This is a genomic window from Bacteroides togonis (assembly GCF_900130135.1).
GTDB classification, from domain to species: domain Bacteria; phylum Bacteroidota; class Bacteroidia; order Bacteroidales; family Bacteroidaceae; genus Bacteroides; species Bacteroides pullorum.
Genome location: NZ_LT670820.1, coordinates 819,365 through 834,059, shown reverse-complemented (window position 1 = coordinate 834,059; position 14,695 = coordinate 819,365). Strand labels below are relative to the sequence as shown.

Genomic DNA, 14,695 nt, shown 5'->3' with positions numbered 1-14,695 from the left:
TACATGGCATTGCCGCTGCTGGCGGCATGGTTGCTGGATCGCTGGCTGGGCGATCCTCAGTGGATGCCCCATCCGGTGGTGGCATTTGGGAAAGCGATTGCGTTTTTCGAACATCGGTTGAACCACGGGAATGGTCGTTTCCTGAAAGGGATGCTGGTCAGCTGCCTGTTGGTAGCGGGTGTCTATGGGTTGACAGCATGGCTGTTGCAGCAGGCGGCCCTGTTTTCGGCAGGGTTGCTGATGATACTACAAGTCCTGCTGATTTTTTATTGCCTGGCAGGTACTACGTTGGTGCGCGAAGTGCGTATGGTGTTTCTTGCCGTAGACCGTTCGCTGGAGGAAGGCCGGCGTCAGGTGGCACGTATTGTGGGACGCGACACGTCCGAACTGTCTGCGCAGGAAGTGCGTACGGCAGCTTTGGAGACTCTTGCCGAGAACTTGAGCGACGGGGTGGTGGCCCCCTTATTCTGGTATTTGCTACTGGGCGTGCCGGGCATGCTTGCCTATAAAATGGTGAACACGCTGGACTCGATGATAGGTTATCGCAACGAACGTTATCGCCGTTTCGGCTGTTTTGCTGCCCGTCTGGACGATGTGGCCAATTTCATTCCTGCCCGTCTGACTGCCTTCTTGATGGTTGTGGTGTCCGGTCGTCTTTCGTTGCTGGGGTTTGTGGCTCGTTACGGTAGCCAGCATGCCAGTCCCAATTCCGGTTATCCGGAGTCTGCCTTGGCCGGTATCCTAAACTGTCGTTTCGGAGGTCCTCATAACTACTTTGGCGAGGAGGTGTGGAAACCTTATATCGGCGATAACGAGCGTCCGCTGACAACGGAAGACATGCATACGGCTATCCGCATCAACCGTCGTGCGGAAGGGTTGATGATTCTGCTCGTACTTGCTTCTTTCTGTATCCAGTTATTGCTCCAATAAAACTTCCGGTTTACAGCGTGATTTGGATGAGTCCGCCGTAGGGCGTCAGAGAGCTGAAAGCTTCTTCTGCGGTGATGAGGCCTGCGTAAATCTGTGCACAGATCAGTACACCTCCGTGGGCAAAGATGGCTACACGCCGGTAGGGTTTCTGCTTCAGCTCATCCAGGAAGCGGCTGACACGTTCGTATTGCATGGCGAAAGATTCGCCTCCTGTAGCCGCTACGTTCAGGTAGTCGGCATACCATTCCTGAAGGCGGGGATCGTCGTTCCGGTCGAATGGCTTCATTTCCCAGGCTCCGAAGTTGATTTCCATGAGCCGTTTGTCTCGTTCGGCGTTGGGGTAACCGCAATAGTCGGCCAGTCGTACGCAACGGGTCAACGGACTGGTGAACGCGTGATCGAAGTTTTCTTCTTCGGGTAAGGAAGCCTTCAGGCGAGACAGGGTGATGGCAGCTTCCTGTTCGAAACTGTCTTTCAGGGGGACGTCTGTCTGTCCGTAGCAGACTCCCGGCGGTACGTCTACCGAGGTATGTCGTATTAAAGTAATTTCCATAAGATGACAGCGCAAAGATAAAATGAGATTTCACATAACAGAAACATTGCTCCGCAGCAGTCGCCCGTGTAGCCTTGAAGCTTTTTCTTTAAGAAGCGGCAGAGCAGCAGGCAGACGAACATGGGGACGACGGTAGCCGGCCACAAGCGTAGCGGCAGCAGGAACAGCAGAGGCAGGATGCCGCTGACGAAGGCTGTAATCAGCTCGCCCCGGTTCATGCCGCTATACACGACTTTGGCCTTGCTTTCAGCTTCGGGACGGGCATAGGGCAGGTAGTTGATGATTTGCGAGGCACAGAACTTGCTCCAGCAGTCGCAGCAAAGTGCCAGCGCGCACAGTACGGAAAGCGGCAACCGGCTTGGAAGCTGCCAGAACAGCAGGAAGTAGAAGATCAGACCCACGACACCATACGTCCCGATGTGCGAATCCTTCATGATGGCCAGGATGCGTTCGCGGGTCGTTCCTCCACCGAAGCCGTCGAAGAAGTCGGCCAGTCCGTCCTCGTGCAGGCATCCCGTCACGAGCAAGCGCGACAGGATGGCCAGCAGCCAGGCCACAGGCAAGGGAAGTACTTGGGCGGCGAGCCAAAGTACTCCGGCCATGATGCCCCCCGTCAGCCAGCCCACAAGCGGCCAGTAAGGTACCACATGCTTGAAGCATTCGGCAGGTACTTCCCTGATTTTCCAGAAGGGAAGCCTCGTAAAGAATATAAGAGCAGCCAGAAAATTCATCGCTTAAAAGTATTTGGTAATGGAAGCATGCGCAAAGTTATCCATCTCGTTAATCATTCGTACGGCTGAGTCGACCAACGGATAGGCACAAATGGCACCAGTTCCCTCTCCAAGCCTCAATCCTAGGTTTATCAGCGGTTTGGCTTGCATATACTCCAGTATCAGTTTATGTCCGCTTTCGTCGCCGCAATGGCCGAAGATGGCATAATCTTTCACGGCAGGACAGAGCTGCATGGCAGCCAGCATGCAGTTGGTCATGATAAATCCGTCTACCAGTATCAGCATTTTCAGTTCGGCAGCCTGGAGCATGGCTCCTACAGCCATCACCATTTCCAGTCCACCGAAGTAGCGGATGATGTCGGTGGCCGATCCGTCTCCGTTGTAGTTTTCCATGCTTCTTTTCAGTACTTCGTATTTATGGCGGATGCCTTGCTGGTTCAGTCCGCTACCAGCACCTACACACTGTTCCAGAGGAATTCCCGTGAAATAGGTCATCCACAGCGACGAGGACGAAGTGTTTCCTATTCCCATTTCTCCGAAACTCAGCACGTTGCTTCCTTCTTCGTGGCATCGGCGTACCACTTCGGCACCGCGTTCGATGCAGAGTTCCATCTCTTCCTGCGTCATGGCAGCTTCGTACAGATAGTTGCGGGTACCGCGGCGTACTTTCATGTCGATGATGCCTTTCTCGTAGGGCAGGTCATAGTCCACGCCGGCGTCTACGATTTTCAGTTCGAAACCATGTTGGCGGCAGAGGAAGTTGACGCCGGCCCCTCCATGAAGGAAATTGCTCAGTTGTTGCCAGGTCACTTCTTTCGGTGACAGACTTACACCTTCGTCTACAATTCCGTGGTCGGCGGCAAAGATGATGTTCTGCGGCTTGTGCAGTGCCGGAGTCAAGGTTTGTTGAATCAGGGCAATTTGCAGGGCTATTTCTTCCAGCCTTCCCAGCGAGCCTTTCGGTTTGGTCAGGTTGTTAATCTTGTCTATAATGGACGGACGCAGGTTTTCGTCCGGTTTTTCGATATGAAATGTTTTCATGCTTTTATCTTTTTTTTGTTATTTTACTTTCATTGGTATTCCCGCCACCATAAGGATGACTTCGTCGGCCTGTGAGGCGATATACTGGTTCACCCACCCCTGAAGATCAGTGAACTTGCGTTGTATTTCGTTTTCGGAGGTTGCTCCACAGCCTATTTCGTTGGTGACAAACAGAAAGGTGGCATCCTGGTGTGTAAAGCGGTCGAATTCCTCACGGACGGCTTTCTGCGTTTGGTCTACGTCTGCATTCAGGTCGAAAAAGAAGTTGGTACACCATAAGGTCACACAGTCTATCAGGACTACCCGTCCGTCCAGTTGGTGTTGGCTCAGTGCCTTTTCCTCTTCGATGTTGGTCCATTCAGGGCCTCTTCGTTCCTGATGGCGCAGGACACGTTGTCTGAACTCTTCGTCCCAGATGCGTGCTGTCGCCATGTAAACCGGGTTGGGAGAGAGGGTTAAGGCTCTTTTTTCCGCATAGCTGCTTTTGCCGGAACGTGCTCCTCCTGTGATTAATATAATCCGTTTCATAGGTTTTATTTTTCTAACGGGAAACAAAAATACAAGATTTTGCTGATTTCATAGTTGTATTTCTCAAAAAAGTATTTATCTTTGTCCCCGCTTTGCGAAAAGTTCTGTTTGTAAAGACAAAAATACTTCGACAGGCGGCAGTAGCTCAGTTGGTAGAGCATCAGCTTCCCAAGCTGAGGGTCACGGGTTCGAGTCCCGCTTGCCGCTCATACTGATAATCAGAGGTTTACGTGATGTAAGTCTCTGATTTTTTTGTTTTCTACTATTGCTTTTCTAACATGGACAATTACGTGTCCAGACCTTAATTTGATGAGTCTAACTGTCAGCTTGATGAACACAGACTTCCCGTTTGGGGCTATGCAGTTCGGATGATCCATGAAAACAGAGGGGGGCCTTTTTCTTTTTGACAGAAAACTTGTGGAATAGGAAACATTTTATTTATTTTGCGGGAAATGCACTAAACAACGTGAAAGACATTATGAAAAACAACAAAATTTGGAATGAAAGCATCGAATGCATGGATCGGGAGAGCATGCGGAGATTGCAGGGGATCCGGTTGAAGAAAACGGTAGAGCGGGTGTACCACGACACGCCTTTCTACCGCAAGAAAATGCAGGAACTGGACATCACTCCCGACGACATCAACAGTATAGACGACATTGTGAAGCTGCCCTTCACCACGAAATATGATCTGAGGGATAATTATCCTTTCGGACTTTGTGCCGTGCCTATGAGTCAGATTGTACGCATCCACGCCTCGTCGGGCACTACAGGTAAACCGACGGTGGTGGGCTACACGCGCAAAGATTTGTCGGTGTGGGCCGAATGTCTGTCGCGAGCTTTTACGGCTTATGGCGCAGATCGTTCGGACGTCTTCCAGATATCTTACGGATATGGACTTTTTACGGGCGGATTGGGCGCTCATGCCGGTGCCGAGAATATCGGGGCATCTGTGATACCGATGTCCAGTGGAAATACGGAGAAACAGATTACGCTGATGCATGATTTTGGCGCTACGATGCTGTGTTGTACACCGTCGTATGCACTGTATCTGGCGGATGCCATCCGTGATTCGGGGTTACCTCGTGAGGAATTCAAACTGAAAGCAGGCGCTTTCGGTGCGGAGCCATGGACGGAACAGATGCGTCATGATATCGAAGCCAAGCTGGGTATCAAGGCTTATGACATCTATGGGCTGAGCGAAGTGGCTGGCCCGGGCGTAGGCTATGAATGTGAATGCCAGCATGGTACGCACCTGAACGAAGACCATTATTTTCCGGAAATCGTAGATCCGAAAACACTGGAACCTGTGGCACCCGGTGAAACGGGCGAACTGGTGTTTACGCACCTGACAAAGGAAGGAATGCCTCTGTTGCGTTACCGGACGAAAGACCTGACAGCTCTGCATTATGAAAAATGTGCTTGCGGACGTACACTGGTGCGCATGGACCGCATCCTGGGACGCAGCGACGACATGCTGATTATCCGTGGTGTAAACGTATTCCCGACGCAGATCGAGTCTGTCATGCTGGAGATGCCGGAATTCGAACCGCATTATCAGCTGATTGTAGACCGTGTAAATAATACGGATACGATGGAGCTGCAAGTGGAGGTAAGGCCTGAATTCTATTCGGACGAAATCAAGAAGATGATGGATATGAAGAAGCGTCTGACAGCCCGTCTGCAAAGTGTATTGGGCTTGAGTGTAGATGTGAAGCTGGTGGAACCGCGCAGTATCGAGCGTAGTACGGGTAAGGCAAAACGTGTAGTAGACAAGAGAAAATTTGAAAGATAAACTATATCGCTATGATTGCAAAACAATTATCAATTTTTTTGGAGAATAAGTCGGGACGCCTTACGGAGGTAACCCGGGTATTGGCTGAAGGTGGTATCAACCTCTCCGCCCTGTGTATCGCAGAAACGGCCGATTTCGGTATTCTGAGAGGAGTGGTTTCTGAGCCGGAGAAAGCTTATCAGCTGTTGAAGGAAAACCATTTTGCCGTAAATGTGAATGACGTGGTAGGTATTTCTTGTCCTAACATTCCGGGAGCATTGGCCAAAGTGCTCCAGTATCTGTCGGACGAAGGAGTGTTCATCGAATATATGTATTCGTTTGCCAACGGAGATCATGCCAATGTGGTAATACGTCCCAGCGACATGGAGAACTGCCTGCGTGTGCTGAAAGAGCGTCGTGTAGAGCTGCTGGCAGCAAACGATTTGTATAAACTTTGATCCATTGGCGATTGACGGTTGGCGGTGGGGGATAGCATCTCTTGGGGATGATTGCCTACCGCTGGCCGTTTCTGCCTTTATGTTTTTGAAAAATTAAGTTTCGTATCGTTGTTTTATTCAGTGCGAAGCTCTATCTTTGCGCAATATTTGCGAATAACCGAATGAAAAAGAATATCTTTATTGTAGCTTTGCTGGCAGCAGCGCTGGGATTGACATCGTGTGGTGAGTATAATAAACTGCTGAAAAGTACGGATTATGAGTACAAGTATGAAGCTGCCAAGTCCTATTTTGCCAAAGGACAATATAACCGTGCCGCCACTTTGCTGAATGAGTTGATTGCCATTCTGAAGGGAACGGATAAGGCGGAAGAATCGCTTTATATGCTGGGTATGTGCTATTATAATGAGCAGGATTATCAGACTGCCGCACAAACCTTTATTCAGTATTATCAGGTTTATCCGCGAGGTACATATACCGAACTCTCCCGTTTCCATGCAGGTAAGGCCCTGTTCCTGGATACTCCGGAACCCCGTCTGGATCAGTCGAGCACTTACAAAGCAATTGACGAGCTTCAGATGTTTATGGAATACTATCCGCAAAGCGCCAAGCATCAGGAAGCCCAGCAAATGATTTTCGAGTTGCAGGACAAGCTGGTTATGAAAGAATACTTGTCGGCCAAATTGTATTACAACTTGGGCAATTATATGGGCAATAACTACCAGTCATGTGTCATCACCGCACAGAATGCCCTGAAAGATTATCCTTATACCAATTTGCGTGAAGACTTGTCGATCCTGATTCTGAGAGCCAAATACGAACTGGCTGTATACAGTGTGGAAGAAAGAAAGCAAGAGCGCTATCGTGAGGCTGTGGACGAATATTATGCCTTCAAGAATGAATTTCCTGAAAGCAAGTACCTGAAGGAAGCCGAACGGATTTTTAGCAAGTCTCAGGCAGAATTGGGTGAAGGAAGCACTGAAGAAGAAGTAACTGAATAACCGAAAAACTTAATTTATAATATAAGGTAAAAATTATGGATTACAGAAAAACCAATGCTCCGGTAACTACCGTGACACGCGACTTGATGGAACTGTGTGAAGATACCGGCAACATTTATGAAACAGTGGCCATTATCGGAAAGCGTTCCAATCAAATCAGTGTGGAAATCAAAAATGATTTGTCCAAGAAACTGGCCGAGTTCGCATCCTATAATGACAACTTGGAAGAAGTATTTGAAAATCGTGAGCAGATAGAGATTTCACGCTATTATGAGAAACTGCCGAAACCGACGTTGATTGCTACTCAGGAATATATCGAAGGCAAGGTATACTACCGCAATCCGGCAAAAGAAAAAGAAAAACTGCAGTAATGATACAGCGTATTCAATCTGTTTATCTGTTGGTAGTCACCATCTTGCTGGTTGTTACCATGTGTCAGCCGGTAGGTTCGTTCATTGCAGCAGATGGGGTGAACGCATCGGTATTCAAGCCGCTGGGAGTGACTTTGGCTGACGGAAGTTTTCAGTCCACATGGGGCATGTTCGGTATTTTGTTGCTGTGTGCCATTGTAGCATTGGGAACTATTTTCCTGTTCCGTAATCGCATGTTGCAGGTACGTATGACCATATTCAACAGTTTGCTGCTGATCGGTTATTACATTGTCGCAGCTGTGTTCTGGTACATGCTGAAGGGCAAATTGGGTGCTGACAGCTTTCAGCTGGGATGGGCATTGTGTCTGCCTGCAGTCTGTATTATTTTGAATTATCTGGCTTTCCGTGCTATCTTTAGTGATGAAGTGAAAGTGAAAGCAGCCGACAGATTGCGATAAAGTAATCCGGTAAACTAGTATAGAGAGAAGAGGGTGTTCCAGCATGGATTACCCTCTTTTTTTGTTTTCCGTTTATTTACACGATTGTAACCTCAACTACATACGTTTGACATACACAGTGTGCATCTTTGTGACAGAAAAACAACACACTGAACAATGATGCGTCTACGTACATTCTATTCTACCATTGTGCTGTCCGACATCCATCTGGGGACATCACATTCCAAGACAACCGAAGTGACCAATTTCCTGAAATCGGTGAACTGCCGCCGCCTGATATTGGACGGAGACATTATCGATGGATGGGCTTTGCGTAAGGGAGGTACCCGCAAGTGGCAGGCCCGTCACACAGACTTCTTCAAGGTTCTCATGAAGATGATGGAGAAACAGGGTACGGAGGTCATTTACGTGCGGGGCAATCACGATGATTTTTTGGACAGTCTGGTGCCCTTTACCTTTTACAATATCCGCATTGTGAAGGACTTTATTCACGAGAGCCACGGCAAGCGCTACTACGTGACTCACGGTGACATCTTCGATACAGTGACCACGAACATGAAGTGGTTGGCGCAGCTAGGCGATTGGGGTTACACCTTCCTGCTCTGGCTCAACAAAATCTACAACAACTACCGTATGCGCCACGGCTTGCCTTACTATTCACTCTCGCAGGCTATCAAGCAGAAGGTAAAAACAGCAGTTTCCTATATTTCCGACTTTGAACAGGAATTGGTGAAGTTTGCCCGTGCCCGCAAGTGCGACGGCGTGATATGTGGTCATATCCATCATCCGGCCGATACGTGGTACAATGACATCCATTACCTCAACTCGGGTGACTGGGTGGAGACAATGTCTGCTTTGGCTGAAGATGAAGACGGTAACTGGACAGTTATCCGCTACGGAGAGTTGCAGATAGAGCAAACCGAGAATCCGGTTCGTCAGATTGCCTCTTGATTTTTAAGTATCTTCATTGCGATATTCATATACCGTGTGATGTCGGTCGTTATTTCGCGGTTATAAACATCACAGCGTTTGCGTCCCAGACGTACGACGATGGCATTCATCTCGGGGATGGCGATGATGTACTGTCCCAACATGCCGCGCAGGTAAGGGCAGCGCATACCGTGATAATCCATGATCCACGTCTGGAAACCATAATAGCTGAGCGTATCTTTACCCCATTGGTCTTTCAAGTACGAGGCAGGGCGCATCAGTTCGTCCATATAGGCTTCGGATATCAGTTGGCGTCCGTGCCAGTTGCCGTGATGCAATAGGAGGCGGGCAAAACGGGCCACGTCGCGTGCCGTGGTGTGGAAGCAGCAGAAAGCCTTTTCATCACCATCTTTTTTGTCCAGCAGCCAGTAGGCATCGCGTTCGGCCTGCATGGGTTTCCATAATTTCTCTTCGGCATATTCGCTTAGTGTCTGTTCGGTGGCGGCTTCGATGACGAAAGCCAGCAGTTGCGTTTCGCCGCTGCGGTAGGAATATTGTATGCCGGGCTGGTCAACTACATCCAAACCGGTTACCAGATCGTAAAGGTCGTTACCGTAATAACCGTGTGTGGTGACGGAGAAGAGCGAAGCATACGCCTCATCCCACGCCATGCCGCCGCTCATGGTGAGCAGGTGGCGCAAGGTGACATCGGCCTGCATTCCTTGGGTATAGGACGGTATGTAGCGTGATACGGGATTGTCCAAGCTGTGTATCTTTCCTTCATCAAGTGCAATGCCTGCCAGTAGTCCTACGATAGTTTTCGTGGCAGAGTAGATGTTCGAGGTCAGCGTGTCGTTCCACCCGTCGCGATAACTTTCGAAGACGATGCTGTCATGATGGATGACGAGGAAGGACACGGTGTGCAGGCTGTCCAGATAGTGTGCATCATTCTCTGTCAGTTGATAGCGGTTATAGTCGGCAGCGAGGGGCCAGTGCCATACATCATCGGGATTGTGGTGTACCGTGTGACGGTGGAAGGTTTCCAGATCATCAATGACAGGCATCCAGTGGATGAGCGCCTGACGGGCGTAGTAGGGCAGGGAGGCATAAACAACAACTATCACTACTGCCAAAGCGATGAGCACGCGAAAGATGTTTTTTTTCTTCGTTTTCATAGGCTTACTTTTTGTTTTGGATACTCAAGCAATATTCCGACGGTGTCATTCCTGTTTGCTTCTTGAACATGCGGCTCAAGTGCTGGGAATATTCAAATCCCAAGCTGTATGCTACTTGGGCAACACCTGTTCCACTGGCGAGTTGGTTCTTGGCTTCTTGAACAATGTACTGACGGATATAATTGCTTGCTGTATCTCCGGTTGTCTTTTTTATGAGATCACCGAAATAGTTGGACGACATGCAAAGCTTGTCTGCGAAATACTGGACAGTGGGCAAACCGAGTGATAGTTGTTGGTTCTCATCGAAATAATTCCGCAATAAGTTATTAAATTTCATGAGTACATCAGAGTTTTCCGGTTCACGGGTCATAAACTGACGGTTATAGAACCGTTGGCAGAAATTTAGCATCAGGCCTATGTATTCCACAATAATCGCATTTTGAACGGCATCATGCTTGCGCTCGATTTCCTTACGGGTTTGCCGCATCAGCGAAATGAATAAATTTCGCTCTTCGCCAGTCATGTGCAGAGCCTCGTTGATGCGATAGTCGAAAAACGAATATTCTTTGATTTCCTTTTCCAAATGAGTTCCGTGTAACAGATCAGGATGAAATAGTAATGCCCATCCTGTCAGATAAACCTCTTCTCCGTTGTCTTCTTTGCCTCCTATTTGACCGGGGGCCACACAAATGAGTGTCCCTTTATGATAATCGTATTTTCCGCGGCCGTATGCCAAGTCTATTTCTGATTCGTCGTGCAAGAATATGCCATAAACTCCATAGTTGTTCAGACAATGGCGTACAGGCGATACTTCCGCAAAATCGATAACGTTGACCCATGGATGAAAGTCTGTAGCTCCGACATAGCGGCTGTAATCACTTACATTTTTTACTTTCAATATCTTACTCATAAAACTTCTCCAAAATAGATGTCCAATCGCAAAGATAAAAATTTCCCATTAGAAGAGGAACAAGAACCTATTGATATCAGTAAAATGGATACAAACATCCCACTTATCGTCACTTTGGTCTTGTAAGTGCTTTCTATTTTTGCATCATCTAAGATAAACTACCAGAGAATATGATAAGATTTATATTATGTACCATGCTTGAACCTAAATCATGCGTCTAACCTACTGTTAGTCAAGAGTAAATACATGTATAATGGACGTTTTGATACCTAATATGTCCCATTTCCTGTTATTCTATTTGATAAATATAGTTGGTTTTGCAAGAATAAGATGAAAGAGTAAATGTAGGCATGCTTTCTAAATAGTCCCAATTAACTTTCATTCATATTTACCTTTGTTGTTATGTAGGCATATTAAATGAAACCGTGCCGCAGTCGATGATGATTACAGCACGGTCAACTAATAATCTGTATTGTCAAAATCCTAATCCTGTACCTGCCACGAGATACACATGATCGTTTATCGGTGAGACGATAGCTTGTACAAAGAGTGGCATCGAAAGTGTTTCAGATACGCTGATACTCTTTGATGCTTTCAGCGATATGTCAGTGACAGCCGCTTTGTCTTGATAGTAGCCTTTCCATGGCGTGAAACCGATAGAGGGGGTCAGTGTCACTTGCGCAGGACATGCAATATCGTACGACGCATTGATATAGGACGAATAGCAACGCTTGAAGTCATTTGTCCGAACGTCGGCTCCGGCGAACCAGGTTGACCAAGCGAGAGTGAGAGGCAGTTTGTCGCCGAAGTTGTAAGCCACTGTTGCCTCCAAGTGATGGCCTCCATCTATGGGATTGTCGGCAGGTCCATGCTTGTAGTAACCGTAAGGATTGTGTGATCCGCCCCACCAATAATCTGTCAGGGTAGCAGAGAATCCGCTGCTGGAGTAACTGAGGTTGATGTAAAATTCTTGAACGTCGCGGTCGGCATTGTTGGTAATGCTCTGACTGCCTCAGGCATACAATGATAATCCCTTGTAGGAAAGGCTTAGAGAAGGCTGTACCGAGAACCCGGAGTTCTGATCCATACCTCGCCAGACGTAGTTGTTTACCAGGTCAATGTTTCCATTCACTGTGATTTTGTCTTGTGCGGAAGCGGATGACGATATCGTCATAGCCGCTCCCAAAATAGATGCGATAATAACCTTTGTCTTCATCATTTTTGTGAAATTAATCTTGGTTTAAGTTTATCAAGAGCCACATTCAGTTTCAATACATTTACTTTCTCGGGGCCGAAAAGTCCGAGCAGCGGGCGTTGGATGGATTGCTCTACAATCGACGCCACGAGATGTTCGTCGATATGGCGGGCACCAGCTACCCGCTTCACCTGCACACGGGCTGACTGAGGGGTAATGTCGGGATCAAGACCCGAACCACTGGCAGTAACCATCTCCGCCGGCACATCCTTGCGCTTGAGGTAAGGATGATGGACGAGGAACGTGTCGATACGAGCCTTCACTTCAGCGAGATATTCAGGATTCGTAGGTCCCTTGTTGCTTCCGCATGAGTTGGCGGCATCATAGCCATTGCCGGCACAGGAAGGACGTCCCCAAAAATAGATGTCCTTGGTGAACTGCTGCCCCACATTGGCAGCACCCACCACCTTGCCATCCACCACTACTGTCTCGGCATTGCCATTGCCCGGACCTGCCACCTTGGCAAAAAGCCACAACACAAGCACATATCCGATGCCAAGAAACACACACATTACTATTGTCAGCCTAAAGGCTTTTATGAAATTTTTCATATCCGTATTATTTTAAAAGAAAAAACCGACAAGTAAATCAATTAATTTTATACCCACAAAAGGAGCAATGATGCCTCCCACGCCATATATCAGCAGATTGCGGCGCAACAGTGCACTTGCACCAATCGGCTTGTACTTCACGCCGCGCAAAGCCAAGGGTATAAGCAGCGGAATGATGATGGCATTGAAGATGACCGCCGACAGGATGGCACTATCGGGAGAATGAAGTCCCATGATGTTAAGCGCAGCCAACTGTGGAATGGATACCATAAAGAGAGCCGGCACAATGGCAAAATACTTCGCCACATCGTTGGCGATGGAGAAGGTGGTGAGTGTGCCACGTGTCATGAGCAGCTGCTTGCCTATCTCCACAATCTCGATGAGCTTTGTCGGGTCGTTGTCGAGATCCACCATATTACCTGCCTCCTTGGCAGCCTGCGTACCACTATTCATTGCCACACCTACATCTGCCTGTGCCAAAGCCGGTGCATCATTGGTTCCGTCACCCATCATGGCTACGAGTTTACCATTCTTCTGCTCAGCCTTGATATAGTTCATCTTGTCCTCTGGCTTTGCCTCGGCAATGAAGTCATCCACACCTGCCTTCTCGGCGATATACTTGGCAGTGAGCGGGTTGTCGCCCGTCACCATCACCGTCTTCACACCCATCTTGCGCAGCCGCTCAAAACGCTCGTGAATACCCGGTTTGATGATGTCCTGCAGTTCAATCACTCCCACAACCTTCTTGTTGACAGTCACTACAAGTGGCGTACCGCCATTGCCCGTTATGGCTGTCACGAGACAAGAGATATGCTCGGGAAAGGTGTAGCCGGCTTCCTCTGTTATATGGCGCATGGTGTCGAAGGCTCCCTTACGAATCTCAGTGCCGTCCTTCAGAATGATGCCCGACGACTTTGTCTCGGCTGTAAACTTTATCATACGTGCACCCTCGGTGTGCAATGCCCTCATCTTAAATCCGTCGTTGCGTCCCAACTCTACAATCGACTTTCCCTCGGGAGTGTCGTCGGATATAGATGAAAGAAGGCAATCCTGTTCGAATTCGGCCTTGTCCACACCTTCGGCAGGAAAGAACGCCGTAGCCTTACGGTTGCCTATGGTGATGGTTCCGGTCTTGTCGAGCAACAGTGTATCCACGTCGCCGGCAGTCTCCACCGCCTTACCGCTCTTAGTGATGACGTTGGCACGCAAGGCACGATCCATACCGGCAATACCAATGGCAGAGAGAAGTCCGCCGATGGTGGTAGGGATAAGACATACAAAGAGCGAGAGGAACGAGGCTATGGTGATAACCGTACCCGTATAGTCGGCAAAGGGTTTCAACGTGATACACACGATGAGGAACACGAGGGTGAACACCGCCAGCAATATGGTGAGCGCAATCTCGTTGGGTGTCTTCTGACGTGATGCACCCTCCACGAGGGCAATCATCTTGTCGAGAAAACTCTCGCCAGGCTGTGTCGTCACCACCACACGAATATGGTCGCTCAGCACCTTTGTACCGCCCGTCACACTGCTCTTGTCGCCACCTGCCTCGCGGATGACGGGAGCCGACTCGCCCGTGATGGCACTCTCGTCGATGGACGCCAGTCCTTCCACAATCTCACCATCGGCTGGAATCACATCGCCGGCATCGCATACAAACTCGTCACCCTTCTTCAGCAAAGAACTGCTCACGGTCTTGATATTACCGTTCACATAGAGCTTTGCAGGTGTCTCCTCGCGTGTCTTGCGCAGACTGTCTGCCTGAGCCTTACCACGTGCTTCGGCAATAGCCTCGGCAAAGTTGGCAAACAGCAGTGTGATGAAGAGGATAAACAATACCCACACGTTGTAAGCAAACGAGCCTTGCTCACTGCTGAACAACGAATAAACGGTCACGGGCAGCATAATGGCAGTACATGTCTCCACCGTGAACATAATGGGGTTCTTGATCATCTGCCGCGGGTCAAGCTTCACAAACGACTGCTTGACACTATCTATAACTTGTTCTTTTTCAAATAGACTATTCATA

Annotated in this window: 15 protein-coding genes, 1 tRNA gene and 1 pseudogene; 8 read left to right on the top strand and 9 right to left on the bottom strand. The window is 48.7% G+C overall.

Translation table 11 applies throughout. From position 1 onward, the window contains the following. The first annotated feature begins 3 nt into the window (after positions 1–3). Positions 4–930 carry an adenosylcobinamide-phosphate synthase CbiB gene (cbiB, locus tag BQ8005_RS03705; protein ID WP_083610596.1) on the top strand — a complete coding sequence of 309 codons (927 nt, stop codon included), beginning with the start codon at positions 4–6 and terminating at the stop codon, positions 928–930. Positions 931–940: 10 nt separating this feature from the next. Here the strand turns inward: cbiB and cobC are convergent, their stop codons facing one another. The 4 genes from cobC to cobU are packed head-to-tail and all read right to left on the bottom strand — an operon-like array spanning position 941 to position 3,783. Further along, positions 941–1,483 carry an alpha-ribazole phosphatase gene (gene cobC / locus BQ8005_RS03700; RefSeq protein WP_021847255.1) on the bottom strand — a complete coding sequence of 181 codons (543 nt, stop codon included), beginning with the start codon at positions 1,481–1,483 and terminating at the stop codon, positions 941–943. Then, positions 1,468–2,214 carry an adenosylcobinamide-GDP ribazoletransferase gene (gene cobS / locus BQ8005_RS03695; protein WP_075317088.1) on the bottom strand — a complete coding sequence of 249 codons (747 nt, stop codon included), beginning with the start codon at positions 2,212–2,214 and terminating at the stop codon, positions 1,468–1,470. The genes cobC and cobS overlap by 16 nt, the downstream gene beginning before the upstream one ends. Before the next feature lie 3 nt (positions 2,215–2,217). Then, positions 2,218–3,255: a nicotinate-nucleotide--dimethylbenzimidazole phosphoribosyltransferase gene (gene cobT / locus BQ8005_RS03690; RefSeq protein ID WP_075317087.1), complete on the bottom strand. Its 1,038-nt coding sequence runs from the start codon at positions 3,253–3,255 to the stop codon at positions 2,218–2,220. Between the two features lie 18 nt (positions 3,256–3,273). After that, positions 3,274–3,783, bottom strand: a complete 510-nt coding sequence (gene cobU / locus BQ8005_RS03685; protein ID WP_075317086.1) for a bifunctional adenosylcobinamide kinase/adenosylcobinamide-phosphate guanylyltransferase — start codon at positions 3,781–3,783, stop codon at positions 3,274–3,276. A gap of 134 nt (positions 3,784–3,917) precedes the next feature. Between cobU and BQ8005_RS03680 the strand changes: the two genes are divergently transcribed. The 7 genes from BQ8005_RS03680 to BQ8005_RS03650 all read left to right on the top strand — a co-directional run bounded on the left by BQ8005_RS03680 (position 3,918) and on the right by BQ8005_RS03650 (position 8,793). Next, positions 3,918–3,990 (top strand) — tRNA-Gly (locus tag BQ8005_RS03680). Between the two features lie 271 nt (positions 3,991–4,261). Beyond that, entirely contained in the window at positions 4,262–5,578 is a 1,317-nt protein-coding gene (locus BQ8005_RS03675; RefSeq protein ID WP_075317085.1) for a phenylacetate--CoA ligase family protein, read from the top strand. An 11-nt stretch (positions 5,579–5,589) separates the two neighbouring features. Then, a complete protein-coding gene (locus BQ8005_RS03670; protein ID WP_075317084.1) occupies positions 5,590–6,015 on the top strand; it encodes an amino acid-binding protein in 426 nt (141 codons plus the stop codon). A gap of 161 nt (positions 6,016–6,176) precedes the next feature. Continuing rightward, complete coding sequence (locus BQ8005_RS03665; RefSeq protein WP_021847260.1) at positions 6,177–7,013, top strand: outer membrane protein assembly factor BamD; 837 nt, start codon at positions 6,177–6,179, stop codon at positions 7,011–7,013. A 35-nt stretch (positions 7,014–7,048) separates the two neighbouring features. Then, positions 7,049–7,384 carry a DNA-directed RNA polymerase subunit omega gene (locus BQ8005_RS03660; RefSeq protein WP_021847261.1) on the top strand — a complete coding sequence of 112 codons (336 nt, stop codon included), beginning with the start codon at positions 7,049–7,051 and terminating at the stop codon, positions 7,382–7,384. Continuing rightward, a complete protein-coding gene (locus BQ8005_RS03655) occupies positions 7,384–7,842 on the top strand; it encodes a DUF4293 domain-containing protein (RefSeq protein ID WP_075317083.1) in 459 nt (152 codons plus the stop codon). Before BQ8005_RS03660 ends, BQ8005_RS03655 begins: the two co-directional genes overlap by 1 nt. 159 nt (positions 7,843–8,001) lie before the next feature. Continuing rightward, complete coding sequence (locus BQ8005_RS03650; protein ID WP_075318908.1) at positions 8,002–8,793, top strand: UDP-2,3-diacylglucosamine diphosphatase; 792 nt, start codon at positions 8,002–8,004, stop codon at positions 8,791–8,793. Here the strand turns inward: BQ8005_RS03650 and BQ8005_RS03645 are convergent. The 5 genes and pseudogenes from BQ8005_RS03645 to kdpB form a co-directional block, all read right to left on the bottom strand. Next, positions 8,778–9,947 carry a serine hydrolase domain-containing protein gene (locus BQ8005_RS03645; RefSeq protein WP_075317082.1) on the bottom strand — a complete coding sequence of 390 codons (1,170 nt, stop codon included), beginning with the start codon at positions 9,945–9,947 and terminating at the stop codon, positions 8,778–8,780. The genes BQ8005_RS03650 and BQ8005_RS03645 overlap by 16 nt on opposite strands. 4 nt (positions 9,948–9,951) lie before the next feature. Further along, entirely contained in the window at positions 9,952–10,857 is a 906-nt protein-coding gene (locus BQ8005_RS03640) for a helix-turn-helix domain-containing protein (protein ID WP_075317081.1), read from the bottom strand. Between the two features lie 475 nt (positions 10,858–11,332). After that, a pseudogene (locus BQ8005_RS03635) lies at positions 11,333–12,076 on the bottom strand (hypothetical protein). Continuing rightward, positions 12,073–12,663, bottom strand: coding sequence for a K(+)-transporting ATPase subunit C (locus BQ8005_RS03630; protein ID WP_075317080.1), 591 nt, complete (start codon positions 12,661–12,663; stop codon positions 12,073–12,075). The pseudogene BQ8005_RS03635 and the gene BQ8005_RS03630 overlap by 4 nt, the downstream one beginning before the upstream one ends. 12 nt (positions 12,664–12,675) lie before the next feature. Then, positions 12,676–14,694, bottom strand: a complete 2,019-nt coding sequence (gene kdpB, locus BQ8005_RS03625) for a potassium-transporting ATPase subunit KdpB (protein WP_075317079.1) — start codon at positions 14,692–14,694, stop codon at positions 12,676–12,678. Position 14,695: the final 1 nt, after the last annotated feature.